The organism is Nonomuraea sp. MTCD27 (assembly GCF_041950495.1).
Lineage (GTDB): Bacteria > Actinomycetota > Actinomycetes > Streptosporangiales > Streptosporangiaceae > Nonomuraea.
Map to the genome: position 1 here is coordinate 176,645 of NZ_JBGNUW010000006.1, position 25,302 is coordinate 201,946.

24 protein-coding genes are annotated in these 25,302 nt (G+C 71.8%); 11 read left to right on the forward strand and 13 right to left on the reverse strand.

All coding sequences use genetic code 11. The features are described 5' to 3' along the window. Window positions 1-45: 45 nt before the first annotated feature. From ACBJ59_RS19760 to ACBJ59_RS19790, 7 genes are all read right to left on the reverse strand, one after another. Window positions 46-2,949: a M36 family metallopeptidase gene (locus ACBJ59_RS19760; RefSeq protein ID WP_375111669.1), complete on the reverse strand. Its 2,904-nt coding sequence runs from the start codon at window positions 2,947-2,949 to the stop codon at window positions 46-48. A gap of 270 nt (window positions 2,950-3,219) precedes the next feature. After that, a complete protein-coding gene (locus ACBJ59_RS19765; RefSeq protein WP_375111670.1) occupies window positions 3,220-4,170 on the reverse strand; it encodes an ARPP-1 family domain-containing protein in 951 nt (316 codons plus the stop codon). After that, window positions 4,167-5,459, reverse strand: coding sequence for a hypothetical protein (locus tag ACBJ59_RS19770; RefSeq protein ID WP_375111671.1), 1,293 nt, complete (start codon window positions 5,457-5,459; stop codon window positions 4,167-4,169). Before ACBJ59_RS19770 ends, ACBJ59_RS19765 begins: the two co-directional genes overlap by 4 nt. 97 nt (window positions 5,460-5,556) lie before the next feature. Next, complete coding sequence (locus ACBJ59_RS19775; protein WP_375111672.1) at window positions 5,557-6,756, reverse strand: endonuclease/exonuclease/phosphatase family protein; 1,200 nt, start codon at window positions 6,754-6,756, stop codon at window positions 5,557-5,559. 78 nt (window positions 6,757-6,834) lie between these two features. After that, a complete protein-coding gene (locus ACBJ59_RS19780; protein ID WP_375111673.1) occupies window positions 6,835-7,449 on the reverse strand; it encodes an NADPH-dependent FMN reductase in 615 nt (204 codons plus the stop codon). Continuing rightward, window positions 7,446-7,643 (reverse strand): hypothetical protein, encoded by a 198-nt coding sequence (locus ACBJ59_RS19785; protein WP_375111674.1) that lies wholly within the window; start codon window positions 7,641-7,643, stop codon window positions 7,446-7,448. Before ACBJ59_RS19785 ends, ACBJ59_RS19780 begins: the two co-directional genes overlap by 4 nt. Then, window positions 7,636-8,448, reverse strand: a complete 813-nt coding sequence (locus ACBJ59_RS19790; protein WP_375111675.1) for an ABC transporter ATP-binding protein — start codon at window positions 8,446-8,448, stop codon at window positions 7,636-7,638. Before ACBJ59_RS19790 ends, ACBJ59_RS19785 begins: the two co-directional genes overlap by 8 nt. A gap of 113 nt (window positions 8,449-8,561) precedes the next feature. On the opposite strand from ACBJ59_RS19790, the gene ACBJ59_RS19795 reads away from it, so the two are divergent. The 8 genes from ACBJ59_RS19795 to ACBJ59_RS19830 all read left to right on the forward strand — a co-directional run bounded on the left by ACBJ59_RS19795 (window position 8,562) and on the right by ACBJ59_RS19830 (window position 15,826). Further along, window positions 8,562-8,897 carry a putative quinol monooxygenase gene (locus ACBJ59_RS19795; RefSeq protein ID WP_364122127.1) on the forward strand — a complete coding sequence of 112 codons (336 nt, stop codon included), beginning with the start codon at window positions 8,562-8,564 and terminating at the stop codon, window positions 8,895-8,897. 156 nt (window positions 8,898-9,053) lie between these two features. Continuing rightward, window positions 9,054-10,349, forward strand: a complete 1,296-nt coding sequence (locus ACBJ59_RS19800) for an ROK family protein (protein ID WP_375111676.1) — start codon at window positions 9,054-9,056, stop codon at window positions 10,347-10,349. Next, the gene (locus ACBJ59_RS19805) at window positions 10,346-11,155 is read left to right on the forward strand and encodes an ABC transporter permease (protein ID WP_375111677.1); all 810 of its coding nucleotides are present in this window, start codon (window positions 10,346-10,348) and stop codon (window positions 11,153-11,155) included. Before ACBJ59_RS19800 ends, ACBJ59_RS19805 begins: the two co-directional genes overlap by 4 nt. After that, a complete protein-coding gene (locus tag ACBJ59_RS19810; protein WP_375111678.1) occupies window positions 11,152-11,931 on the forward strand; it encodes an ABC transporter ATP-binding protein in 780 nt (259 codons plus the stop codon). Before ACBJ59_RS19805 ends, ACBJ59_RS19810 begins: the two co-directional genes overlap by 4 nt. Before the next feature lie 28 nt (window positions 11,932-11,959). Next, a complete protein-coding gene (locus tag ACBJ59_RS19815) occupies window positions 11,960-12,928 on the forward strand; it encodes an aliphatic sulfonate ABC transporter substrate-binding protein (protein WP_375111679.1) in 969 nt (322 codons plus the stop codon). Then, a complete protein-coding gene (locus tag ACBJ59_RS19820; RefSeq protein ID WP_375111680.1) occupies window positions 12,925-14,394 on the forward strand; it encodes a sulfatase-like hydrolase/transferase in 1,470 nt (489 codons plus the stop codon). The genes ACBJ59_RS19815 and ACBJ59_RS19820 overlap by 4 nt, the downstream gene beginning before the upstream one ends. Window positions 14,395-14,585: 191 nt before the next feature. Next, the gene (locus ACBJ59_RS19825) at window positions 14,586-15,503 is read left to right on the forward strand and encodes a hypothetical protein (RefSeq protein WP_375111681.1); all 918 of its coding nucleotides are present in this window, start codon (window positions 14,586-14,588) and stop codon (window positions 15,501-15,503) included. A gap of 2 nt (window positions 15,504-15,505) precedes the next feature. Next, window positions 15,506-15,826 carry a hypothetical protein gene (locus tag ACBJ59_RS19830; protein ID WP_364122107.1) on the forward strand — a complete coding sequence of 107 codons (321 nt, stop codon included), beginning with the start codon at window positions 15,506-15,508 and terminating at the stop codon, window positions 15,824-15,826. Here ACBJ59_RS19830 and ACBJ59_RS19835 read toward each other — a convergent pair. The 4 genes from ACBJ59_RS19835 to ACBJ59_RS19850 all read right to left on the reverse strand — a co-directional run bounded on the left by ACBJ59_RS19835 (window position 15,784) and on the right by ACBJ59_RS19850 (window position 19,737). Continuing rightward, the gene (locus tag ACBJ59_RS19835) at window positions 15,784-16,590 is read right to left on the reverse strand and encodes an ABC transporter permease (protein ID WP_375111682.1); all 807 of its coding nucleotides are present in this window, start codon (window positions 16,588-16,590) and stop codon (window positions 15,784-15,786) included. The genes ACBJ59_RS19830 and ACBJ59_RS19835 overlap by 43 nt on opposite strands. Further along, complete coding sequence (locus ACBJ59_RS19840; RefSeq protein ID WP_375111683.1) at window positions 16,587-17,417, reverse strand: ABC transporter permease; 831 nt, start codon at window positions 17,415-17,417, stop codon at window positions 16,587-16,589. The genes ACBJ59_RS19835 and ACBJ59_RS19840 overlap by 4 nt, the downstream gene beginning before the upstream one ends. Beyond that, a complete protein-coding gene (locus ACBJ59_RS19845; RefSeq protein ID WP_375111684.1) occupies window positions 17,414-18,622 on the reverse strand; it encodes an ABC transporter substrate-binding protein in 1,209 nt (402 codons plus the stop codon). Before ACBJ59_RS19845 ends, ACBJ59_RS19840 begins: the two co-directional genes overlap by 4 nt. A 77-nt stretch (window positions 18,623-18,699) precedes the next feature. After that, window positions 18,700-19,737: an ABC transporter ATP-binding protein gene (locus tag ACBJ59_RS19850; RefSeq protein ID WP_375111685.1), complete on the reverse strand. Its 1,038-nt coding sequence runs from the start codon at window positions 19,735-19,737 to the stop codon at window positions 18,700-18,702. 64 nt (window positions 19,738-19,801) lie between these two features. Between ACBJ59_RS19850 and ACBJ59_RS19855 the strand changes: the two genes are divergently transcribed. The 3 genes from ACBJ59_RS19855 (at window position 19,802) to ACBJ59_RS19865 (ending at window position 23,501) form a co-directional block, all read left to right on the forward strand. Further along, window positions 19,802-20,563 carry a FadR/GntR family transcriptional regulator gene (locus ACBJ59_RS19855; RefSeq protein WP_375111686.1) on the forward strand — a complete coding sequence of 254 codons (762 nt, stop codon included), beginning with the start codon at window positions 19,802-19,804 and terminating at the stop codon, window positions 20,561-20,563. Window positions 20,564-20,625: 62 nt separating this feature from the next. Further along, window positions 20,626-21,378, forward strand: a complete 753-nt coding sequence (locus ACBJ59_RS19860) for a hypothetical protein (protein WP_375111687.1) — start codon at window positions 20,626-20,628, stop codon at window positions 21,376-21,378. A gap of 137 nt (window positions 21,379-21,515) precedes the next feature. Beyond that, the gene (locus ACBJ59_RS19865) at window positions 21,516-23,501 is read left to right on the forward strand and encodes a glycosyl hydrolase family 28-related protein (RefSeq protein ID WP_375111688.1); all 1,986 of its coding nucleotides are present in this window, start codon (window positions 21,516-21,518) and stop codon (window positions 23,499-23,501) included. Here the strand turns inward: ACBJ59_RS19865 and ACBJ59_RS19870 are convergent. Further along, window positions 23,490-24,380 carry a LysR family transcriptional regulator gene (locus ACBJ59_RS19870; RefSeq protein ID WP_375111689.1) on the reverse strand — a complete coding sequence of 297 codons (891 nt, stop codon included), beginning with the start codon at window positions 24,378-24,380 and terminating at the stop codon, window positions 23,490-23,492. The two genes, ACBJ59_RS19865 and ACBJ59_RS19870, sit on opposite strands and share 12 nt — an antisense overlap. Window positions 24,381-24,406: 26 nt before the next feature. Then, the gene (locus ACBJ59_RS19875) at window positions 24,407-25,273 is read right to left on the reverse strand and encodes a fumarylacetoacetate hydrolase family protein (protein WP_375111690.1); all 867 of its coding nucleotides are present in this window, start codon (window positions 25,271-25,273) and stop codon (window positions 24,407-24,409) included. Window positions 25,274-25,302: the final 29 nt, after the last annotated feature.

Here is a 25,302-nt window from a genome sequence, read left to right on the forward strand (position 1 = left end):
GAAAGGGCCCGCGCCCCTCACGCGGAGCGCGGGCCCGGAGATCGATCAGTGCGAGTACGCCTGGAACTCGGCCGCCCTGACCTGATCCCGTTGCGGGCTGGCCGTGGCGCAGTCCGTCGCCGAGTTCGGGTCGGCGTCCTGCTCACCGGCGTACAGCGGGTTGCCGGTGCACTGCGTGGTGAGCGCGCGGAACATCAGGTGGGTGGCGCTCGTGGTCCGCACGTCGAACGACTTGAAGATCATGTCCGCGCCCCGCGGCCGCGGCAGCCCGGACTGGAACGCGTCCGCCGGGCTGGTGTAGATCTTCCGGAAGCTCGCCGGGTCGGCGCAGTTCGCGCTGCAGGCCAGCACCTCGAAGGAGCGCAGGCTGGAGAAGCGGTTCTGCCCGCCAGGGTCGGCCGGGTCGCCGATGTTGGGCCGCAGCATGGTGCTCACCTGCACCCTGCGGATCTTGACCGGCGCGTCGCCCGCCAGGTCCACGACCACCGACTTGCCGGCCGGCGCGCCGGTGAGCGAGGCCCAGTTCGTGGCCTCGGTCTCGTCGATCAGCCTGGCCTGGTTCACGCCGTCGCCCGTGGCCGTCGCCCCGCTCGCCGCCGAGGCGTGGTTGCGGGTCAGGGCCAGCGGGACCGGCAGCGTGATGCCGGGGACGACCGCGTACTTCAGCCGCTTGTGGCCGAAGCCGGCGCCCGCCACGACGAAGTCGTACAGGCCGGGCGTCATCTGGACCGTGTCGCCGAGCGGGGTGGCCGGGTCGGTGTCCGCGACGGGGACGACGCGGCCCTCGTAGTCGCCCACGTACAGCCGCAGCGCCGCGCCCTTCGCCTCGCCCAGCGGCTTGAGCTGCAGCGAGCCGTTCTTGCCCGCCGGGTTGACGAAGCTCGGCGTGGCGTCGGCGTCGTTCTGGCCGTTGCTGGCCGCGCCCTCGCCCAGGCCGTGCTCGGCGAACGCGCGCCACATGATGTCCTGGTTCGCGCCGCCGAAGCGGATCCGGTCCGCCGCCAGCAGCGCGTCGCGGTGATCGACGTAGCTGACCGCGCCCGAGGCCATCAGCAGCAGGGCGTCGAACGAGAGCTGGGCCCAGCGCCGGTTGCCCGGGCACTTGTCGACCGGCGTCTGACCGTCCGCGCACGCCCGCTGCTGCCTGGCCGTGCCCTGGCCGTACCGCTTGACGAAGGCCGCCCGCACGTCGAACTGGGTGGCCGACCAGATCTCGCCGTCGGCGTGCGACTGCGTGCCGACGATGTCGTAGCCCAGGTCGCTGTAGTTGAGCGGCGACTTCGACATGTCGTAGTTCCGGATGCCCGCCGCCTTGTCGCCCGTGACGTACCCGCCGGTGACGTACGGGGTCTGGCCCGAGGGACGGAAGCCGTACTCGAAGAGGTGCTCCATGGCGAACAGGTCGGAGGTGCTCTCGTTCATGGCGCCGGCCTGGGAGCCGCTCCATCCGGCGTTCGGCCCGCCGACCATGCGGCCGGAGATGGCGTGCGTGTACTCGTGGCCGATGACCGACATGTCGTAGTCGCCGTCCACGCAGGGCGCGTAGAACGAGCCGGCGATCGGCTGCCACAGGTACATGTTCGTGATCGGCGCGACCCCGTCCGGCCCGGTGATCTGGTTGGCGTTGTCGCGTACGGACAGGACCCGGGCGCCCGCCTGGGCGTTGCCCTGCTCGGGGTCGTTGCCGAGGCCGCCGCGCTCGCCGTTGTCCGCCTGCATGTTCCAGGCGGTCTCGGTGAACCCGAGCCGGTAGGACCAGTCATGCATGCGGTTGTGCATGGCGTTCAGGTTCGCCATGGCCGCCTCGAGGTCGGCCTCGCCCGGCTGGTCGAACACCGCGGGGTTGCACTTGGCCTCGTACCAGGTGTTCTTCCAGGGGTAGGTGTAGTTCCTGCTCGGCGTGAGCACGTTGGAGCGGGTGCCGACCGTGAACGCGTCGCCGCTGGCCCGGTTCTCGAAGGTCCTGGCCGCGTTGCCGAGGCTGGTGTTCGTGGGCGCGTCCGTCGTGTGGTCCACGTCCCACGCCTTGCCCGTCCCCGGGTCGCCGCCGCTGATGTAGTCGCAGCCCGGGCCGGGCGCGAAGCACCAGGTCTGGCGGGTGTCCTTGGAGGAGTAGTCGTCACGGGGGTTGGCCGGGAAGACGGACCAGTGCGGATTGTCCGGCTCGGCGTGGTGGTCGACCAGGTTCTCCCGCGTGATGATCGCGCCGCTGACCGCGTCCACGTGGGTGGTGAAGCCCGCCTCGGCGCCTTGCGCGCCACCGATCAGGACCACCTGGTACGCGCTGTGCACCCCGTCGGGCGCCGGCACCGCCACCGGGGTGGCCTGCTTGGTGATCGCGGTGGCCAGGTCGATGCCGCCGTCCCTGGCCGCGATCTCCAGGGCCTGCTGCGCGGTGATCGCGGCGGCCGGCGGCGCGCCCGTCTCGCGCGACAGCGAGGACGTGACGTGCCTGATCTGGCCGCCCGCCACGCCGATCGCGACGAGACCGTCCACGCCGGCCGGCAGGTCGCCGAACCGCTGGCGCAGCAGCACCGCGTGCCCCGCGCCGATGGGGTTGACCGCGACCGTCTCCAGAGCGTCCACGGCCTCGGCCGCCAGCCCGAAGACGCTCTCGTTGTTCTTGAGGTAGTCCTTCGCGGCCTGGACCGGGTCGGAGCTCAGGCCCTCGGCCAACGGTTCGGCGCTGACGACGGACGCCGGGGTGCCGAGTGCGTTCCAGCGGACCTCGGCGGCGGGACCGGCGCTGCGCCGGTCGGCCCCGGCCGGGGGCGGCACCCTGCCCTGGCGGTTGTCCACATCGGGTTTGCCGTGGTTCTCCGCCTGGAAGTCGTGGATCACCGGGGCCTGCCCGCCGGGTTCGCCCCGGGCCGCCCCTGTGAGGGGTAGAAGCGTCGCGGTGGCCGCGACGCAGATGAGCGTGCTGCGTAACCAGGACTTGGTCGACACGTTTCCCTCCTGCGTGTCAGGGATGCGCAGATTGCGCGCATCTTCGCAAGAGGTAGCACCCGCATCTCGGGCTGACAAGATCTTGTTAAGTCGGAAATATGAGCGTATAAGCAGTTGAAAAGTGCGGGACAGGTGGCCGGCGCCTCGACGAACCTGCAGAGTCGTTATAGACGACCATCCCTTACATGGAATGAGGGTTTCGTCCGCCGCGCCCGGCGCAGTTCCCGCACTGATCATTCAACCGGCGCCCCCGCGGCCGCCGCAACCGGTTTACCCGCCGGCGAACACCGAGGCGTACACGGTCCGCCCGTGCTCGGTGACCACCTGCCCGGCCAGCCCGCCGCCGGTGAGTGTGGACAGCCGCAGGTCGAGATAGCGCTCCTCCTCGACCAGGCGCACGTCACCGGCCGGGGCCGGCATCCAGGAGGCCACCTCGGCCAGCCGCGCGCCCCGGTCGCGCGCCAGCTCGGCCCGCAGCTCCGCCATGCTCCCGGCGTCGTACGGCTCCGCCGCCGCCCGCCCCGGCTCCGCCTGCCAGGCGGCCACGCCGTACGCGAAGCAGACCAGCGCCATCCACAGCTCGGCGAAATAGGCCGCGTCGGGCGCCAGCTCCAGCCCCGCGAACCGGTCGCGGACGAAGAACAGCGCCCCGAGCTGCCCCGGCATCAGCTCAAGCCGGCTCCGGAACTGGGTGAGCGTCGCCCGCTTGCGCGACAGGATCTGCTCCAGGTGCCCGCGGGACGGCAGCCCGTACGCGCTGTTGAGCGCGCTGATGTCCGGCCACAGCTTGGCGTAGTCGGACCGCCCGCGCAGCCGCAGCGCCTTGGCCCGCAGCTCCAGCGGCAGCACGAAGAACCACTGGTCGCGGCCCTCCAGGTAGCCGCCCTGGCCGGCCTGGACGCAGCAGGCGTCGTCGAAGCGCCTGGTCTGCCCGGCGCCGAGCAGCGCCGCGGAGCACAGGGCGTGGTTCTGCGCCGCGTCCTGGATGTAGCCGAGGTGCAGCGGCACGATGGCCACGCCCTCGCGGGCGCCGTTGTGCAGCTCCACCTGGCCGTAGCCGACGACCCGCTTGAGCTTCAACCCGGAGCGGGGCGGCACGATGCCCGGGCGTTCCGGGCCGTACACCGGCACCATGGTCAGCGCCCCGGCGCGCTGCGGGGTGCCCACCCGGTGGCCGCCCAGGTCGAGCGGCACCGGCATGAGCGTGTCCAGGCTGGTCATGTCCGTCCTCCTTCCAGCCGGTCGAGCATCGTCGTACGGATCCAGTCGCGCCCGGGCGCGCAGTGGCCGAACATCCACGGCAGCAGGCCCGCGAAGTCGTCCTGGTGCCAGAAGGACTGGCGCGGCAGCTCCGGCGCGGGGTCGCGCAGGGTCAGGTCGTCGCCACGGGTGAAGGTCGCCAGGCACAGCACCACGGGCGTGGTGACGCCGGCCCGCGGCAGCGTGGCCGCCACCCTGGACAGGTCGCCCGGCAGGTGGTTCTCGTAGCCGTCGGTCACGATCACCACCAGGTCGGGCGCCGTGTCCAGCGCGTCGAGCAGCCCGCCGGCCAGGTCGGTGGCCCCCGCCGGAACCCCCTCCGTCCCGCCGGTCTCGATCACGGTGAGCCGCTCGCAGACCTCGGCCAGCATCAGCCGCAGCGCCACGGCCTGGGACATCACGGCCCACTCGCGCTCGCCGTACCCGCGCATCGAGCCGGACGTGTCCAGCACCATGGCCACGCTCGCGTCGAGGCGGGGCAGCCCGCGGGTCGCCCGCGCCACGTACCCGGCCAGCGCCGGGCGCAGCTCGGCGGCCGGTCCGCCCTGGTAGAGGTGGACCAGCGTCGCGGCGATGTCACCCCGGTTGGTGGGCGTGACGATCGGCGGGTGCTCCCTGACCGGGTCGAGCGGCGCGGGCGGCTCCTGCGGGGCCGCCGCGCCGTACGTGCCGGGCGCGTAGAGCGCGCGCACCCGCTCGACCGCCCTGGCCGGGTCCGACGTGAAGCGCAGCAGGCTCCTGCGCAGCCGGCCGGACCCGGTGTCGCCCCCGGCGATCAGGCGGGCGCACCCGCGCGCGGTCGCCTTGCCGAGCGCGTGCTCGAAGCAGTCGACCAGGGCGGGACGGCGCGCCTCGATCAGCGCGTCCACGTCCGGGTGCTCCAGGACGAAGGCGACGATGGCCCGGGTGGTGTGCTTGTGGTTGGCGCGCAGCCGGCGCAGCGCCAGGAGGACCGTGAGCGCGTACGCGGGCGGCAGGCCGAACATGAGCGCCCTGGTCACCTTGGCCAGGGTGGCCCGGGTCCGGTCGTCCAGCCCGGCCTGCGAGGCGGCCAGCGTCCGCAGCAGCACGCGGGCGCGCTGCCAGGGGAGCACACCGGGCACCAGCGCGAGCAGCGCGTATCCCTCGGGGTCGCTCCGCTGGGCATTCCGGTGGAGCTCCGCGTCGTCCCAGACCGGCTCGCCGCCCCTGGACAGAACCAGTGGGACATCATGCGTCCGGAAATGCAGGAGAAGAGGTGGGGTGTCCACGGTATGCGAGTTTAAGAATTAGCTCCGGAAAATCACACCGATTTTCTTCCGTCACGATTCGCACGATTTCCGGAAATTCGCCGGGCGGAAAACGCGGTCAGCCGACGGCCATCCTGACGTCGAGCCAGACGAGGCGGTGGTCGGAGCTCGGGAAGGGGAAGACGCCGGTCAGCCGGGACAGCGGGTCGGCCTGCGGCGGCCAGAAGACGCCACCGCCCACGGCCCTCAGCCGCCTGGCCGGCAGCACGTAGTCGGCGCGGAGGTTTCCGGGCGCGGTGTCGGCGAAGTCGGCGGTGTCGTACTTCGGGTCGCCGGTGTGCGTGGCGTTCGCGCCGCCCTGCAGCGCCGCCGCCTCGGCCGCGCCCGCACTCGACGGCGCGGACCGGCCGTCGATCCTCGGGTGGTCGAGGAGCTGGTGGATCGCGCCCTGGTAGCTGTCGCCGTCGCTCGGGTCGGCGTTCTGGTCGCCGGCGATCACGAAGGCCGCCCCCGGCTCCAGCCCGCCGCGCCTGCCCCGGTCGTCGTAGAGGTAGCCGCCCCGGCCCGGATGCGTGTAGTCGGCCCACAGCCTGATCTCGTCGTGGTTGCGGCGGCCGTTGCGGTCCTCCGCGCCGTCGAACGTGGGCGGCGTCGGATGGCTGGCCAGGAGGTGCACGGTACGGTGCCCGACGCGTACGGGCACGTCCCAGTGGCTCTTCGAGGACAGGCGGAGCACCCGCAGCTCCTCGGCCGAGTACCAGCCGGGCGGCAGCGCGGCCCCGGGCATGTCCTTCCAGAGGAACTTCTGGAACGTGCGCACCCCCCGGGTGTCGATCGGGTGCTTCGAGTAGACGACCATGCCGTACTGCCCGGGGAAGGCGCCGAAGCCGTACGCGTCGTCGCCGTAGCCGGGGGCGCCCGGGGTGGTCACGGCGGAACCGTCGTTGTTCAGGTCGAAGCCCGAGGCCAGGCCGGTGTTGCTGGGTGCGGTGAACCGGTACGGATAGCTGATCGGCCGCGCGCCGCCCTGCCCCACCGACAGGTAGTTGTCCTGGAAGAGGCGGGCGGCGGCACCGGAGACGTCGTGGTCGAACTCGTTGATCAGCAGCACGTCGGGCCGCGCCCGCTGGACGATCTCGGCGATGACCTTCGCCTGCGCGTTGTCCGGGGTGGACAGGTCGCTGACGAGCTGCCCCTCCGCGCCCCGGTTGAGCGAGGCGTTGAAGGTGGCGAACCTGACCCGCGTCTGGGCCTGCGCCGGGACGGGGACGAAGACCGCCGCCGCGACGACGACCGCCAGGACACTACGGAAGATCATGGTGTCTCCCCTCGCACGGGCCCGTGGCCGGATCATGGCATCTCGCGACCGGACGCGCCAGTCACCATTCCCCCGCGATCAGCGGCGCGCGCGGTCCTCGATCACGGAGGCCGCCTGGGGCGCGACCCGGTCCGCCCAGACCGCCAGGACCTCCGCCAGCCGGGGCAGCTCGGACTCCAGCACCGCCAGGCCGGGGGTGGGCACGGTCGCGCCCAGCTCCACCAGCAGCGGGCGCAGGTGCACCTCGACCGCCAGCGCGTGCTTGGCGTCCCCCATGACCAGCACCGGCAGCGCCGCCTTGCCCGCCAGCGCCTGGGACGGCAGGCGGTCGAGGAACGACTTGAGCAGGCCGGTGTAGGTGCCCTTGTAGGTCGGGCTGGCCACCACCAGCACGCTCGCCTCCGCCACCAGCTCCAGCGCCACCTCCACGCCTGGGGACGAGCCGGGGGACAGCAGGTGCGGCCCGAGCGCGGACAGGTCCACCACCTCGAACGGCACCGCTTCACCGAGCCCGACGGACCCGTTTCCGGCCGCCCTGATCCCGGCACCCCCGGCACCCCCTGCCACCCCGCCCCCAGCCACCCCGGGCCCGGGTGCGTCGAGGCGTCGCTTGACCGCGCGGGCCGCCTCCGCCGCCACGGTCAGGGTCCTGGAGCCCTCCCGCGGGTTGCCGACCAGTGCGACGACGCTCATCGGCCCACCGCCACGATGGCGCGCGCCCAGCCGGTGACGAGGCCCGGCCACCTCCTGCGGCCGAGGTCCGCGCGGGGTTCCGCGTCGAGCCCGAAACCCTCCTCCGCCTCGTCGTCCGGGAGGTCATACCAGTGGACGTCGCCCTCGCGTTCGCCCGGCGCCGGATCCCAGCGCGATGTCGTCGTCTCAGCCATGGGAGGCCGTCACCTTCCGTTCCCGCGCCCGCGCCGCGGCGAGTTCGTCGCGCAGCAGGCTTCCTACGTGCCGTCGGTGCTCCGCGAACGCCGGATGCGCCCGCGAACCGCCCTCCATGGGATCAATCCCCACTTTCACCACTTCCTTGACACGGCCCGGGCCCGCCGTCATCACCGCGACCCGCCGCCCGAGGTAGACGGCCTCGCCGACGTCGTGCGTGACGAAGACGACGGTCTTGCCCGTGTGCCGCCAGACGCGTACGAACCGCTCCTGCAGCCACTCGCGCGTCCGCGCGTCCAGCCCGGCGAACGGCTCGTCCATCAGCAGCACGCCCGGGTCGAACGCGAGGCTGCGCGCGATGGCCACCAGCTGCCGCTCGCCCCCGGACAGCTCGTACGGATACCGCTCCTCGACGCCGGACAGCCCCACGACCCCGAGCAGCTCGCGCGCCCGCCGCGCCCGCTCCCGCACCGGCACCGCCCTGGCCTCCAGCCCGAACTCCACGTTGGCCTGGGCCGTGCGCCACGGGAACAGGGCGTACTGCTGGACGACGACGCCCCGGTCGAGCGCGGGCCCGGTGACGGGCGCGCCGTCTATGAGGACCTGGCCGGCGGTCGGCCGGGTGAGCCCGGCGATGAGGGCGAAGACGGTGGACTTGCCGCAGCCGCTGGGGCCGACGAGCGTGAGCAGCTCGCCGCGGCGCACGTCGAGGTCGAGGCCGGACAGCGCCGTGAACGGCTCGCCGGCGTCGCCCTGGAACGTCTTGGTCACGTTCCTGAGGCTGAGGTGAAGGCCCTGGCTCATGCGTACGAAGCTACGAGCAGGCACGCATGAAGTCAACATTTCCTACATGAGATATAGAGAATACCCCGGTCGATAGGCTCGTCCCCTGACAACGCTGACGATCGAGAGAGCTCATGATCTTCATCACCGCCAAGTTCCGCACCCTGCCCGAAGACGCCGACCGCTGGCCGGAGATCACCGCCGAGTTCACCGCGGCCACCCGCGCCGAGCCCGGCTGCCTGTGGTTCGACTGGTCCCGCAGCCTCGACGACCCCACCGAGTACGTCCTGGTGGAGGCGTTCCGGGACGGCGAGGCGGGGGCGGCGCACGTGCAGTCGGCCCACTTCAAGCAGGCCCAGCGGACGCTGCCGCCCCACCTCGCCGAGACGCCCCGCATCGTGAACACCACCCTCGACCAGGACGGCTGGTCCGAGCTGGGCGAGATGGCCGTCCCGCCCAAGGCCGAGTGACCCAGCGGGCGCTGCGCACGCCTCGTTACGCGAACGTTACGAGCCCCGTGCATCCTCGATAGGGGCGTTCTTCCAGCTCACAGGCCACGTGTCAGGGCGGATACGTTTTTTTCCGGGTTATTGACGAAAAAGCGGGGGCGTCGGCAGACTCTGCACATGTCACATCCCCGTGGCCCCCTGTCACAACTCCGGCGCGGGCACGAAGAGCTCGTGCTCGGGCTGCTGCGCAAGCACGGCCCGCTAAGCCGGGGCGAGCTGGGCAAGCACTGCGGACTGTCCCGCACGACCCTGTACGACATCCTCGCGGACCTGGTCTCCAGCGGCGCGGTCGTGACCGCGACCGCGCAGGAGGCGCCGCGCGGGCGCGGCAGGCCGGCTGAGACCCTGACCCTCAACCCCGACGCCGGCCAGGCGATCGGCATCGACTTCGCGCGCCGCGGGCTGCACGTCGCCGCCGTCAACCTGGCCCACGAGATCGTCGGCTCGGCCAGCGAGCCGCACGCGGCCGACCTGCCGTGGGAGCAGCGCGTCGCGCTGGCCGAGCGGCTCGTCGGGTCGCTGACGGGCACGGGCTCGGGGACGCTGCGGCTGGGCGCGCTGAGCGCGATCGGCGTCGGCGTGGTCGGCCCAGTCAGCGGTCCCGCCAGCGGACCCGCCGATGGCCCCGCCGATGGCCCCGCCAGCGGCCTCGCCGGGGAGCCCGCTGAGGAGGCGGGGGCGGACCGTGGGGACGGAGACGTTCGCGAGGCGGTCCCGCATCCCGTGCAGACGCTGTTGCGCGAGCGGTTCGGCGTGCCCGTGCTGATCGACAACAACACCCGCCTCGCCGCGCTCGGCGAGGCGATCTGGGGGGCCGCCGCCGGCGGGCGGGACGTGCTGTACCTGCGCCTGTCCCACGGTGTCGGCGGCGGGCTGGTGGTCGGCGGGTCGCTGCACCGCGGCGCGTACGGCCTGTCCGGCGAGTTCGGCCACATCACGGTCGAGCCGGACGGCGCCCGCTGCGACTGCGGCGGGACCGGCTGCCTGGAGACCGTCGCCTCGATAAGGGCCGTGCTGGACGCCTACCGCGCCGCCGGTGGCCGGGCCGGCGACGTGCGCGAGCTGGTGAAGGCCGTGGAGGGCGGCGACGCGAGCGCGCTGACGCTGCTGGACGGCGTCGGCACCAGGATCGGCGAGATGCTCGCGGCCCTGTGCAACGCGATCGGCCCCAGCGTCATCGTGATCGGCGGCGAGCTCGCGGAGACCGGCGACGCGCTGGCCGGGCCGATCGAGCGGGCGCTGCACGACCACGTCATGCCGGTCTCCCGGCATCGGGTGAGCCTGCGCCGGGCCACGCTCGGCGAGGTGGCCGGCGCCCTCGGCGGGATAGCCCTGGTGCTGCACGAATCCCCGCTGCTTTCTCGCTATCCGGCAGGACCGGATCTCGCAACAGAGGACTTGATGAACCCATGACCCAGCTCACCGCGCTGGGCAAGTCGTCGGCGGCTCCGGCCGTGCGGCGCGGCCCGAAGCGCTCGCGGCGCGCCATAGCGCTCAACCTGATCGCGGTCGTCATCGGCCTCCTCATCTGGACGTCGCTGGCCACCATCGGCGTGCAGGGCCTGCCCAACCCGCTCCAGGTGGCGGGCAAGGCCGGCGAGCTGGTCGCCGACGGCACGCTGCTGATGGACTCCCTGGCCAGCCTGCGCCGGGTGCTGCTGGGCTTCCTGCTCGGCACGCTGCTGGCGGTCCCGATCGGCTTCCTGATGGGCTGGTACGCCACCGCGCGCGGCCTGCTGGAGCCGTACGTGCAGTTCTTCCGCACCATCCCGCCGCTGGCGATCATCCCGCTGGCCATCGTGCTCATGGGCATCGGCGAGGTGCCGAAGGTCTTCGTGATCTTCCTGGCGTCGTTCCTGTCCAGCGTCGTGGCGACGTTCCAGGGCGTGGTGGACGTGGACAAGACGCTGATCAACGCCGCCCGCGTGCTCGGCGCGTCGGACCGGACCATCTTCCTCAAGGTCGTGGTGCCGGCCTCGACCCCGTTCATCCTGGTCGGGATGCGGGTGGGGCTCGGCTCGGCCTGGGGCACGCTGGTGGCCGCCGAGCTGATCGCCGCCCAGGAGGGCCTGGGCTTCCGGATGCAGCAGGCCCAGCTCTACTACGACCTGTCCACGATCTTCGTGGGCCTGATCGCCATCGGCGTGCTCGGCCTGCTGATGGACCGGCTGCTGCTGCTGGCCGAGCGACGCCTCACCAACTGGCAGGAGCGCCGATGAACACCAAGATCTCGTTCAGGGACGTGGTCAAGACCTACCCGATGAAGGACGAGACCTTCACCGCGCTGGACCACGTGTCGCTGGACGTCGCCGACCGCGAGTTCGTCACGGTCGTGGGCCCCTCGGGCTGCGGCAAGAGCACGCTGATGAGCATGGCCGCCGGGCTGGTCGAGCCGGACTCGGGCGAGGTGCTCGTGGACGGCCGGCCCGTCACCGGGCCGGGTCCGGACCGGGGGGTGATCTTCCAGCAGTACGCGCTGTTCCCGTGGCTGACCGTGCGCAAGAACGTCGAGTTCGGGCTGAAGCTCATGGAGCTGCCGGCCGATGAGCGCAGGCGGCGGGCCGAGCGGGCGATCGAGCTGGTCGGGCTGTCCGACTTCGCCGACGCGCTGCCCAAGATGCTGTCCGGCGGCATGAAGCAGCGCTGCGCGATCGCCCGCGCGTACGCGGTGAACCCGGGGGTCCTGCTCATGGACGAGCCGTTCGGCGCCCTCGACGCCCTGACCAGGGTGCAGCTCCAGGACCAGCTCCTCGACACGTGGAGCCAGGAGCAGCGCACGGTCATGTTCATCACCCACGACGTGGACGAGGCCGTCTACCTGGCCAGCCGGGTGATCGTGATGGCCGCCAGGCCCGGCCGCATCCAGCAGATCATCGACGTGGACCTGCCCTACCCGAGGACCGAGGAAATGCGGTTGTCGCCCGAGTTCGGGCGGATCCGCAACGAGGTCTGGCACGCCGTGTACCACCAGGCACCCGCCGCATCGGCGGCCTGACAAACCCCCCAGAAAGGACTGATCCGCCATGCGTTCTCTTCGTCGCGCCCTGACGGCCGCCTCGGCGGTGAGCCTGATAGCACTCTCCGTGACGGCCTGCTCCGACGACGGCTCCACGGTCAGGTTCGGCTACATCAGCGACTACAACGGCGCGAGCCTGCTCGCCATCGCCCAGAAGCAGGGCATGTGGGAGAAGCAGGGGCTCACGCCCGAGATCAAGGTGTTCACCAACGGGCCGCTGCAGATCCAGGCGCTCGGCGCGGGTGACCTCGACTTCGGCTACATCGGCCCGGGCGCGATGTGGCTGCCCGCCTCCGGCAAGGCCAAGGTCGTCGCGATCAACACGCTCGCGTACGCCGACCGTGTCATCGGCCGCCCCGGCGTCAAGACCATGCAGGACCTCAAGGGCAAGAAGGTCGGCGTGCCGGAGGGCACGTCCGGCGACATGGTGCTCAACCTGGCGCTGCAGAAGGCCGGCATGACGGCCAAGGACATCCAGAAGGTGCCCATGGACCCGGCCACCGTCGTCTCGGCGTTCGCCGCCGGGCAGATCGACGGGGCCGGCATCTGGTACCCGCTGATCGGCAACATCAAGCAGCAGGTGCCCGACATGGTGGAGATCGCCAGCACCAAGGAGTTCCCCGACAACTCGTTCCCGACCGCGTTCGTGGGCGGCACCGGGGTGGACGCCGAGCTCACCAACAAGGTGATCAAGGTGCTGCAGGAGGCCAACGACTGGCGGGCCGCGCACCCCGAGGAGTCGATCACCGAGGCGGCCGCCCTGCTCAAGCTGGACGCGGCCAAGGTCAAGGCCGACGCCGCCAACGTCCAGACCATGACCACCGCCGACCTGGTCGCCAAGACCAAGGACGGCACCGTGGCCAAGTGGCTGAACAGCCTGGGCGACTTCTTCGTCGGCACCGGCCAGCTCAAGTCGAAGCCGGACCCGGCGACGTACTACACCGGCGACCTCTACGAAAAGGCCTTCACCAAGTGAACCTGCTGTTCCTGATGACCGACCAGCACCGCGTCGACACCCTGGGCTGTTACGGCAACCCGCACGTGGCCACGCCCAACCTGGACAGGCTGGCCGCCACCGGCACGCGGTTCGATCGGTTCTACACGCCGACGGCCATCTGCACGCCCGCGCGGGCCAGCCTGCTCACCGGGCAGGCCCCGTTCCGGCACCGGCTGCTGGCGAACTACGAGCGCAACGTCGGTTATCTGGAGGACCTGCGGGAGGACGCCTTCACCTTCCCGGAGGCGCTGAAGGACCGCGGCTACCAGCTGGGGCTGATCGGCAAGTGGCACGGCGGGACCAGCCGCAACGCCGCCTCGTACGGCTTCGACGGCCCCGACCTGCCCGGCTGGCACAACCCGGTCGACCACCCCGACTACCTGGCGTACCTGGAGGAGCGGGGGCTGCCGCCGTACCGGATCTCGGAGCTGGTCCGGGGCACCACGCCCAACGGCAACCAGGGCAACCTGCTGGCGGCGCGGCTGCACCAGCCGGTCGAGGCCACGTTCGAGCACTACCTGGCGACCCGGGCGATCGAGCACATGGAGCGGTACGCGGCGGACGGTCGCCCGTTCTTCCTGGCCACGCACTTCTTCGGGCCGCACCTGCCGTACCTGCTGCCCGACGAGTACTTCGACATGTACGACCCGAGCCTGGTCGAGCTGCCGCCGTCGATCGCGGAGACGTTCGAGGGCAAGCCCCCGGTGCAGCGCAACTACAGCGCGCACTGGACGTTCGACACGATCCCCATCGAGGTGACCCGCAAGCTGATCGCGGTCTACTGGGGCTACGTGACGCTGATCGACCAGCAGATCGGCCGGATCCTCGACCGCATGGACGAGCTGGGCCTGTCGGACCGGACGGCGGTCTTCTTCACCGCCGACCACGGCGAGTTCACCGGCGCCCACCGGCTGCACGACAAGGGCCCGGCGATGTACGAGGACATCTACCGCATCCCCGGCATCGTCCGCATCCCCGGCCGGCCACCGCAGGTCAGGAACGAGTTCGTCAACCTCACCGACTGCACGGCGACGATCCTCGACCTGGCGGGCTGCGACACCAAGCCGGCCGTGGACAGCCGCAGCCTGGTGCCCCTCGTGCGCGGCGAGCACCCCGAGTGGCCGGCCGAGCTGCTCGCGGAGTTCCACGGCCACCACTTCCCCTACCCGCAGCGCATGATCCGCGACGACCGCTACAAGCTGGTCGTCAACCCGGAGTCGGTCAACGAGCTGTACGACCTGCGGGACGACCCGCACGAGCTGAGCAACCGGTACACCCACCCGGAGCTGGCCCCGGTCCGGCGCCGCCTGATGCGCAGGCTGTACGACCTGCTGCGCGACCGCGGCGACAACTTCTACCACTGGATGACCCCGATGTACGACATCGGGACCTCGGACTACGACCCCACGCTGAGTTCCTTCGAGAAAGAGACCACTGGCCGATGAAGGGAGTCATCCCAAGGACGAGCTCAGGATCGGCCTGATCTCGATGAACAGGACCGGCGCGGTCGCCAAGTTCGACTACGTCCGGACTTATCGCGACTGATCCTCCGATTCCCGTTCTGCGAAACGTGTCCCGTCCGGTACTCCCGGTGTGCTTGACTCCCGCCTGGTAACCACACCCTCTGGGAGGGTTCATGGGGGAGTTCGTAGGGATCGACCCCCGCGGCGCACAAGAACTGATCCGCCGGTTGGAGGCGGGCAAGGGAGTCCTCGGCGGGACGCGGCCCGGGCTCGACGCGGCGATCGCCGAGGCGGGCCAGGACTGGACCGGCCGCCAGGGCACCACGGCCATGCACCGCACCTGGGCGTTCTACCACGAGTCCCAGCAGGACTTGAGGTGGCGCATCGACACGCTGGAGCAGCTCGTGCCGGTGCGCGAGCGAGGCATGCTCACCGGAACGTTCCCCTTCGGCAGCGAGGCGGAGGCCCGGCGGGCCGCCGAGGATACGGCCGTCGCCATCCGCGCGGCCGAAGACGCCGCAGCCGAAGACGCCGCGGCCGGCGGCGAGGTTCCGGACATCGAGGGCAAGGCCGGCGATCCCGCGTACGCGGCGGCGCTGCTGGCGGCCCTCGGACCGGACGCCTTCACCCGGGCGCTGGACGGCGGGCTGGCCGAGGCGTTCGCGAGCGCCGAACGCACCGGGCGGCTCGGGGACGAGTGGTACGCGCTCGTGGAGAGCGCCCCGCCCGACGTGCTGACCCGGCTGGTCACGCTGGCCGGGCAGTCGGGCACGTTCCTCAACCGGGTGGCGGTGGGGCTGCTGAACCGCCTGCCGGATCCGGGCTGGAGCCCGCAGGGCCTGATCGCGGCGTACGGGCGCGACCCGCTGGCCTTCCAGCAGCTGCTGGCCGAGCACCCGCGCGAGACCCGCGTCCTGCTGGCCGCCGCCGCGGCCGACCCCGCGATCGAGGAGGCGCTCGCGGGAGTGCTGCACGAGGCGATGAAGCCCGGCGCCGGCGCCGACGGGCTGCGGGAGCGGGCCTGGGTCAACGTCGTGCGCGGCATCGACGAGATCGACGCCGAGGCCGACGCGGAGACCGAGGGCCGCTGAGCATGCACAACAGGCACCAGTTGCTCCGCGAGGCGGCCGAGAAGGAGTCGCTGGCCGCCGCCTTCACGCGGTACGCCAGGGGCCTGTCGGACGCGTTCGAGGGCATCCCGACGCGCCCGGGCGACTGCGCGTCCTACTGGACGGGCCCGGCCGCGCAGCGGTTCCTGACGCAGGTGCTGCGGCTGCGCCGCGAGATGGACGACCTCGAGGACTCCTGCCTGTCCACCGCCGAGAACCTGCGCCGCCGGGCCAGGCGGCTGCGCGAGGAGGCGGCGGCCGGTCAGTGCGGGCCGACGTCGGACGACAACCGCTGGGCCAGGTAGATCGGCACCACCGAGGTCACGATGAGCGCGGCCGCCACCACGTTCACCACCGGCGCCTGGTTCGGCCGGAAGAGGTTCTCGAAGATCCAGATCGGCAGCGTGCGCACCCCGGCACCCGCCGTGAACGTGGTCACGATGATCTCGTCGAACGACAGCGCGAACGCCAGCAGCCCGCCCGCCAGCAGCGCCGACCGGATCATCGGGAACGTCACCAGCCGGAAGGTCGTGAACGGCCCCGCGCCGAGGTCCGCCGACGCCTCCTCCATGCTCGTCCCCGTACGCCGCAACCGCGCCAGCACGTTGTTGTAGACGGTCACCACGCAGAACGTGGCGTGCCCGACCACCACCGTGAACAGCCCGAGCCCCACCCCGAACGGCTCCAGCACGGTGCGGAAGGCGTTGTTGAGCGCGATCCCCGTCACGATGCCGGGCAGCGCGATGGGCAGGATGATCACCAGCGACACGGTCTGGCGGCCGAAGAAGCGGTAGCGCTGCACGGCGAAGGCCGCCATCGTCCCCAGCACCAGCGCGATCGCGGTGGCCCCCAGCCCGGCCCGCACCGAGGTCCACAGCGCGTCGCGCACCCCCGACGAGGCCCAGGCCGCCTCCCACCAGCGGAGCGTCAGCCCGGACGGCGGCCAGCCGAACGTGCGGTCGGCGTTGACCGAGTTGAGCAGCACGACCAGCAGCGGCACGTAGATCACGACCAGCCCGGCGGCGAGCGCGAGCCGGAGCAGCAGCCGGGACAGGCGGGACAGCTTCACAGGTTCTCCAAGGCCCCGGTACGGCGCACCGCCGCCAGGTAGATCAGCATGATCACGACCGGCACGGTCGCCACGGCCGCCGCGAACGGCAGGTTGTTGGCCGCCCCGATGTTGTCGTAGACCACGTTCCCGATGAGCTGGCTCCGCCCGCCGACGATCTTGACGGCGATGTAGTCGCCCAGCGACAGCGAGAACGTGAAGATCGACCCCGCGATCACGGCGGGGAACGTCAGCGGCCAGATGACCGTGCGTAAGACCCGCCCGGCCCGGGCCCCGAGGTCCCCCGCCGCCTCCAGCATCGAGCCGGGCAGCCGCTCCAGCCCCGCGTAGATGGGCAGGATCATGTACGGCAGCCACAGGTACGCCAGCGTCAGCACCGTGGCCGTCACCCCGAAGCCCCAGCCCAGCAGCCCGCCCGACGACAACATGACCCGCCACGCGTACGCCTTGACCAGGTAGCTCGCCCACAGCGGCGTCAGCACCGCGATCACCAGCCAGCGCCGCGCCCGCGGCGAGGCCAGCTTGGCCATCGCGAACGCCATCGGGAAGGCCACCACCAGGTCGATCGCCGTCACCGCGAGCGCCACCCCGATCGAGCGCAGCGCAATCGTCCGGTACACCTCCACCGTGACCAGGTCACGGAAGTTCGCCCAGGTGAACGTCCTGATCAGCTCGCCGGTGAAGGTGTCCGTGCTGTAGAACGCGGTGACGAGCAGCGCCCCCAGCGCGCCCAGGTAGGCCAGCCCCAGCCACGCCAGCGGCGCCGACAGCAGCAGCGACAGCCGTACGCCCGCCCTGCGGTGCAGGAAGGCCGCGACTCGGGTCAACCCTTGATCTCCGTCCAGGCCCGCGTCCACTCGGAGTAGTCCTTGCACTTCACGTCCGTGCGGCCGTCGAGGCACTGGGCGATCGGGGTGGTCCAGTAGTGGACCTTCGAGAAGTACGTCTCGTCGGTGGCGTGGAAGGTCTCGCAGTGCTTGGCGTCGGCGGTCTCCTCGCACGCCTTGGCGTTCGAGGGGGCCTCACCGAAATACTCGGCGACCTGCGCGTTCGCCGTGGGCGAGATGATCCAGTCGAGCCAGCGGTAGGCGCAGTTCGGGTGCGCGGCCTTGGCGGCCACCATCCACGTGTCCGACCAGCCGGTGGCGCCTTCCTTCGGCAGGACGGCCTCCACCGGGGCCTTCTCGCTCTTGGCCACGTTGACGATGACCTGCCAGGTCGTGCCCACGACGGAGTCGCCGCTCTTGAACGCCTGGATCTCCTTGGTGTAGTCCGACCAGTACTCGCCGACGATCTGCTTCTGCTGCTTGAGCAGGTCGACGGCGGCCTGGAACTGCTTGTCGTCCAGCGCGTACGGGCTCTTGATCCCGAGGTCGGGCTTGGTCGCCATCAGGTAGACGGCGGCGTCGGCGATGTAGATGGGCGAGTCGTAGGCCGTGACCTTGCCCTTGTACGGGGAGTTCGGGTCGAACACCACGCTCCACGAGTCGGGGGCGGGCTTGACCGTGTCGGTGCGCCACATCAGCAGGTTGGCGCCCCTGCCGTGCGGGACCCCGTACGGGACGCCGTCCACGGAGTTCCACGGCTTGCTCTTGAGGCCGTCGAACACGTCGGTGTAGTTCGGGATCAGGCTCGTGTTGACCGGCGCGACGGTGCCGGCCGCGATCAGGCGCAGGGAGGCGTCGCCGGAGGCCGAGACGGCGTCGTACTGGCCGGTCCTCATGAGGGTGACCATCTCGTCCGAGGTGCCCGCGACCTTGGTGTTCACCTGGCAGCCGGTCTCCTGCTCGAACGGGGTGACCCAGTCCACCTTGGGGTCGTTGGTGCCGTCCTCGACGTAGCCGGCCCAGGCCACGAGGTTGACCTCGCCCTCGCCGGTGCCGAGATTCTGCAGGGCGTCGATCTTCGGCGGGACGAAGCCGGTCTGGCCCGGCGCCGGGGCCGCGCCGCCGGTGGGCGTGGTGGAGCCGCCACCGCAGGCCGTGACCAGGACGAGTGCCGCCGCGGTGATGACTGTTCCGGTCGGTCGCATGCCTTCTCCTATTGACGATGCTCCTGCTTCGAGGGCTCCTGCTTGACGGGGACTCCTGCTTGACGGGGGCTCCTGCTTCACGAGGTGATGGCGAACTCGTGCCGCCGCTGCCACACGAGCCGCACCCGGGCCCCTCTCAGCCCCATCACCTCCATGGACGAGACCTCGAGGTTCTGCTGCAGCGCGATCAGCCGCCCGCCGGCGTCGAGGTCGACGACGAACCTGGTGGCCGCGCCCGCGTACACGACCTCGGCGACCGTCCCGGTGGCGGAGTGCTCCCCGGGGCCGGCCCCGCCGGACTCGCCGGGCACCACGCGCAGCTTCTCCGGGCGCACGCTGAACGTGCCCGGACGGCCGAGGATCTTCTCGGCGGCGGCGCCGGAGATGAGGTTGGAGGTGCCCACGAACCCGGCCACGAACTCGGTGGCGGGCCGCTCGTAGATCTCGGCCGGCGTGCCGACCTGCTCGATCCGGCCCCGGTCGAACACCGCGACCCGGTCGCTCATCGTCAGCGCCTCCTCCTGGTCGTGCGTGACGAACAGGAACGTGATGCCGACCTCGCGCTGCAGCTCCTTCAGCTCGACCTGCATCTCCTCGCGCAGCTTGAGGTCGAGGGCGCCGAGGGGCTCGTCCAGCAGCAGCACGCGGGGCCGGTTGACCAGTGCCCGGGCGAGCGCGACCCGCTGGCGCTGGCCGCCGGAGAGCTCGCCGGGGCGCCGGCTCTCGAAGCCCTCCAGGCGTACCGAGCGCAGCGCGGCGGCGGCCCGCTCGCGCCGCTCGGCCCTGGGGATCCGCTTCACGCGCAGGCCGTACTCGACGTTGGCCCGCACGTTCATGTGCGGGAACAGCGCGTAGTCCTGGAAGACGGTGTTGACGTCGCGCTCGAAGGGGGCCAGGCAGGTGACGTCCCGGCCGCCCAGCTCGACCGTGCCGGCGGTCGGCGTCTCGAAACCGGCGATCATGCGCAGGACCGTGGTCTTGCCGGATCCGGACGGGCCGAGCATCGCGAAGAACTCGCCGTCGCGGACCTCGAGATCGATGCCGTCCACGGCCGTGACCGGCCCGAACTCCTTGCGCAGCCCGGTTAACCCCACGGCCGCGTCGCTGCCTGGCATAACCGAAAACATATGATTTCAAATGTTTCGCGATAAGAGTGTTTCCTGTAGCAATGTCGTTGACGTGGGAGGGGTGGGGGCGATGGCGGCGAGCGGGTCCCATCTGGCCGTGTTCGCACCCGTGGGAGGCGCCGGCCGGGTGGACGCCGTCGTACGCCGGCTCGCCGACGCCATCGCCCTGGGCCTGCTGGCCGACGGGGAGCAGCTCCCCTCGGAGGCGGAGCTGGCGGCGCGGCTCGGCGTCTCCACGGTGACGCTGCGGGAGGCGCTCATGGCGCTGCGCCAGCGGGGGCTGGTCGAGACGCGCCGCGGGCGGGGCGGCGGCAGCTTCGTCCGCACGCCGCGGGAGCCGCTGGAGCTCGGGGCGCGGCTGCGCGCGTTCGCCGTGGACGAGCTGCGGGACCTGGGCGACCACTACGCGGCCATCGCCGGCGCCGCCGCGCGGCTGGCGGCCCGGCGGGCGCTGCCCGGGGACGTGGCGCCGCTGTGGCGATCGCTCGACGACATGGCCACGGCCTCGGCGCAGGCCGGCTCGGGGGCCGCGCTCCGGCGGCTGGACGGGCGCTTCCACGTGGAGGTCGCGGCGGCTTCGCAGTCGGCACGACTCACTCAGGAGGAGATCCGGTTACAGGCCGACATCGGGCCGTTGCTGTGGCTTCCGTACGACGAGCCGGGCGGGCACCATGAGGCCACGGCCCAGCATCGCGCCATCGCCGAGGCCATCCGCCGCGGTGACCCCGGCGAGGCCCGCGACCTGGCCGAACGGCATGTGCTCGACGCGATCGAACGGCTGATCGAGCTGCGGCTGCGGCTGGCGGACGCCTGACCGCAGGGCGGATCGGCGGCCGGCGGGTGGTGGCGGGCCCGAACCAGGCACGGAGGTGCACGATGCCCCAGCCCCCGACCCCAGCCCCACCGGATCCCCGCGACGGCGCGGATGGAGAGGTGGGGCGGGCCGTGGCGTGCGTGCGTGCGGCCGTGGAGGGCGTCTTCGCGGCGCTCGACGACGTACGGGAGCGCACGGCGGTCCTGATCGCCGGCCGGACGCGGGCGGGACGGCCCCTGGGCAAGGCGGACCTGGCGACGCTGCGGCCCGCGTTGTTCCGCCGTCTCGGCGGGCTCGTCGCCGGCATCGGGTTCATCGCCGCCCCGGGCCTGCTGGAGGACGCGCCGTGGTGGCTGGAGTGGTGGCAGGACGACCCGTCCGGCCGGCCGGTGCAGCTCCTGCGCGACCTCGACCCGGCCAGCAGCGCCTTCTACGACTACACGCACTGGGAGTGGTACACGGGACCGGCCGGCGGGGCCGAGCGGACGATCTGCGGGCCGTACGTCGACTACCTGTGCACCGACGAGTACAGCCTGACCCTGTCGGTGCCCGTGACCGCCGGGGGCGGGTTCGCCGGGGTGGCGGCGGCGGACGTGTTCGTGCGGCGGTTCGAGGGGGAGATCGTGCCGGTGCTGCGCGAGGTGCCGGTGCCCGCGTTCGTGATCAGTGCGGCCGGGCGGGTGGTGGCCTCCAACACGGCCAGGTGGATCGGCGGGTCGGTCTTCCGGGGTGAGGCGGGGTTCGAGACACACCCGTGCGGCGGGCTGCCCCTGTCGCTCGTCGCCGCAAGCACCGCAAACGGCTTATGGGTTTAACGCAAGAATTTGAGGCATCGCTGAAAGTAGTTCACAGGGCCTTGTGGAGCGGTGTGCGGGGGGCCTAATGTCGCCTCACCCCCAGAACCAGCGCCAGCGAACCGGCGCCGGCGGAACCAGCGAGAATCGAGCACGCGATGCCTCGTACCCTCACCGCGGCGCTCCTCGCCGCCGCCCTGGCCTGCGGCCTCACCGGCCCGGCCCTGGCAGACTCCCCCGGGCCCGCCCCGGTCGTGACGCGGGCGGCCCTGGATCCGGCGCTGGTCGCGGGCCGGGGCGCCGACGTGGCCTTCGCCGAGCAGGAGGCGGAGAACGCCACGACGAACGGCACGGTGATCGGGCCCGACCGCAGCGCGTACACGTTGCCCGCCGAGGCGTCCGGGCGCAGGGCGGTCCGGCTGGCGCCCGGGCAGCACGTGGAGTTCACGCTGCCGGCCAGGGCCAACGCGATCACCGTGCGCTACAGCATCCCCGACGCGCCCGGCGGGGGCGGCATCACGGCGCCGCTCGACGTCACGGTCAACGGCAGGGCCCGCACCACGATGACGCTGACGTCGCAGTACGCGTGGCTGTACAACCAGTACCCTTTCACCAACGACCCCGGCGCCGGCCTGCTGCACCCCGACTGGTGGATCACCGAGTGCTCGTGCGTGCCGAGCGCCACCACGCCGCCGCCCGTGATCGCGAAGCCGTTCCGGCCGAACCACTTCTACGACGAGCAGCGCCTGCTGCTCGGGCGCACCTACCGCGCGGGCGACCGGGTACGCCTGACGGTCCCGGCCGGCAGCAGGGCCGGATGGACGGTCGTCGACCTGCTCGACTCCGAGCTCGTCGGCCCGCCGAAGGTCGAGCTCCTGGCGGCCGACGTGCTGGCGTTCGGCGCCGACCCCACCGGGCGGCGCGACTCGGCGAACGCGATCGACAAGGCCATCGCGTTCGCCAAGCGCAAGGGGCTGAAGGTGTACCTCCCGCCGGGGACGTACCAGGTGAACCGGCACATCATCGTGGACGACGTGACCATCACCGGCGCCGGGAGCTGGTACACGATCGTCAAGGGCCGCGAGGTCGCCCTCCCGAGCCCGGCCCCCGACGGGTCCTTGCACACGGGCGTCGGCTTCTACGGCAGGCCCGCCGCCGAGGGCGGCAGCCGCGACGTGCACCTGTCGGACTTCGCGATCGAGGGCGACGTACGCGAGCGCATCGACACCGACCAGGTCAACGGCATCGGCGGCGCGATGAGCGACTCCACCATCGACGGCCTGCACATCCGCCACACCAAGGTCGGCATCTGGCTCGACGGCCCGATGACGAACGTGCGGATCACCAACAACGTCATCGTCGACCAGATCGCCGACGCCCTCAACTTCCACACCGGCGTCACGAACTCGGTCGTGTCGAACAACTTCATCCGCAACACCGGCGACGACGCCCTGGCCATGTGGTCGGAGAAGAGCGCCAACTCCGGAAACACGTTCGACCACAACACCGTGCAGACGCCCACGCTGGCCAACGGCATCGCCGTCTACGGCGGCGGGGACAACACGATCTCCGGCAACCTGATCGCCGACCCGATCAGGGAGGGCAGCGCGCTCCAGGTGGGCTCCCGCTTCGGGGCCGAGCCGTTCACCGGGCGGCTGGACATCACCGGCAACACGACGGTCAGGTCCGGCACCTACGAGCTGAACTGGAACATCGGCCTGGGCGCCATCTGGTTCTACGCGCTGGAGCGGGACATCTCCGCCGACATCAGGGTGACCGGCAACCATTTCCTGGACAACACCTACAACGCGATCATGCTGGTGAGCGAGTGGTCGGTGAAGGACCTCTACTCGATCGACAACGTGCACTTCAAGGACATCCGGGTGGACGGCACCGGCACCTCGGTGGTCAGCGCGCGGGTGAAGGGGTCGGCCACGTTCGAGAACGTCGACGCGCGCAACGTCGGCGCGGTCGGGGTCAACAACTGCGGGTCGTTCGGCTTCCCCGCCACCGGCTCGGAGTTCTCCCTGGCCGATCGCGGCGGCAACGACGGGGGCTGGCTGGCGCCGTGGCTGCTGCCGAACACCATCACCTGCGACGACCGCCCGCCGGTCGTGGCGCCCCCGCCCCCGTCACCCTGGTGAGGCGGGGAACAGCGAGCAGAAGTTCCGCACGAGCGGGTTCGGGTCGCCGGTGCGCCAGGTCACGTCCAGCGTGACGACCCTGGTCTCCGGCGACAGCGGCCGGAACACCACGTCACCGCGCCGCAGCCGGGCCACCGACTCGGGCACGATCGACACGCCGATCCCCGCCGCGACCAGGCCCACGATGGTCTGCATCTGCACGGCCTCCTGGACGATCCCGGGCTCGAACCCGGCCGCCCTGGCCACGGCGGTGATCTGGTCGTACAGGCCGGGCCCGTACCGGCGGGGGAACATCACGAACGGCTCCCCCGCCAGCGCCGCGGCCGGGAGCGGCGTGCGGGTGGCCAGCGGATGGCCGCTGGGCAGGGCGGCGAGCAGCAGCTCGCGGGCCACCGTCCGGGTGGACAGCATTTCGGCGGCCGCCCCGGCCAGCGGCGCGTGCAGCAGGCCGACGTCGAGCAGGCCCTGCCGCAGCTCCTCGGCCTGCTGCGCGGTGGTCAGCTCGCGCAGCTCCACCTGCACGGCGGGGTAGCGGGCGCGGAAGCGCCGCAGCACCCTCGGCAGGGTCAGGTTGGTCGCCGACCCGACGAACCCGATCGCCAGCCGCCCCGCCTCGCCCCGGCCCGCCCGCCTGGCCGCCTCGGCGGCCAGCTCGGCGTGCGCCAGGCTCGTACGCGCCTCCGCGACGAACGCCTCGCCCGCCGGCGTGAGCCGCACCTGCCTGGTCGTCCGCTCGAACAGCTGCACGCCCAGCTCCTCCTCCAGCTTGCCGATCTGCTGGCTGAAGGGCGGCTGCCGGACACCCTCGCGCAGCGCCGCGCGGCCGAAGTTGAGCTCCTCGGCGAGCGCCACGGCGTAGCGGAGCTGCTGCAGGTTCACGCCATCACCGTACGGTCACCGCACGGTCACCGCATGGCCGCCAGGCCCCTGACCACAGTGGTGGCCAGCGTGCCGATCTCGGCGATGCCGATGGTCACCGTGTCGCCGTCCTGGAGCGTGAAGGGCAGGTCGGGAACCAGGCACGTGCCCGTGGCCAGGATCGCGCCGTCCGGGAAGGCGTCGGCCCGGAACAGGTAGCCGGCCAGGTCGTCCAGGCGCCGGTTGAGCTGGGAGGTGCTGGCCTTGCCCGCCCACACGGTCTCCCCGGCCCTGGCGATGCTCAGCGAGATGTCCAGCGCGTACGGGTCGGCGACCTCCCACGCGGGCCTGATCGCCGGCCCCACCGCGCAGCCGCCCAGGTAGATCTTGGCCTGCGGCAGGTAGAGCGGGTTGACGCCCTCGATGGTGCGCGAGCTGACGTCGTTCACCACGGTGTAGCCGACGATCTCGCCGTGCGCGTTCAGCACCAGGCCGAGCTCGGGCTCCGGCACGTCGATCTCCGAGTCCTCGCGCACCGCGATGCGGCCGCCGTCGCCGGAGACCTTCCACGCGACCGACTTGAAGAACAGCTCGGGCCGCTCGGCGTCGTAGACCAGCTCGTACACGTCGGCGGCCCGCTCGCTCTCCAGCACCCGGGCCTCGCGCGAGCGCCGGTAGGTGACGCCGGCCGCCCACACCTCCATGCGCCCGTCCACCGGGGCGAGCCGGCTCACGGACCCGGACGGGTGCCGCGGGCCGTCCGCCGCCGCGCACCGCTCGCGCAGCCCATCGGAGGACAGCCGGAGCAGCTCGCCCACGGTGGTGACCCCGGACAGCTCCACCACCTGCTCACCGTCGTCGACTCCGACCGCGTCGGCGCCGGTCAGGGGGCTGGTGAACCGTACGATCTGCATGCCTGCTCCTAAGCTCCGTCAGAAGAGGG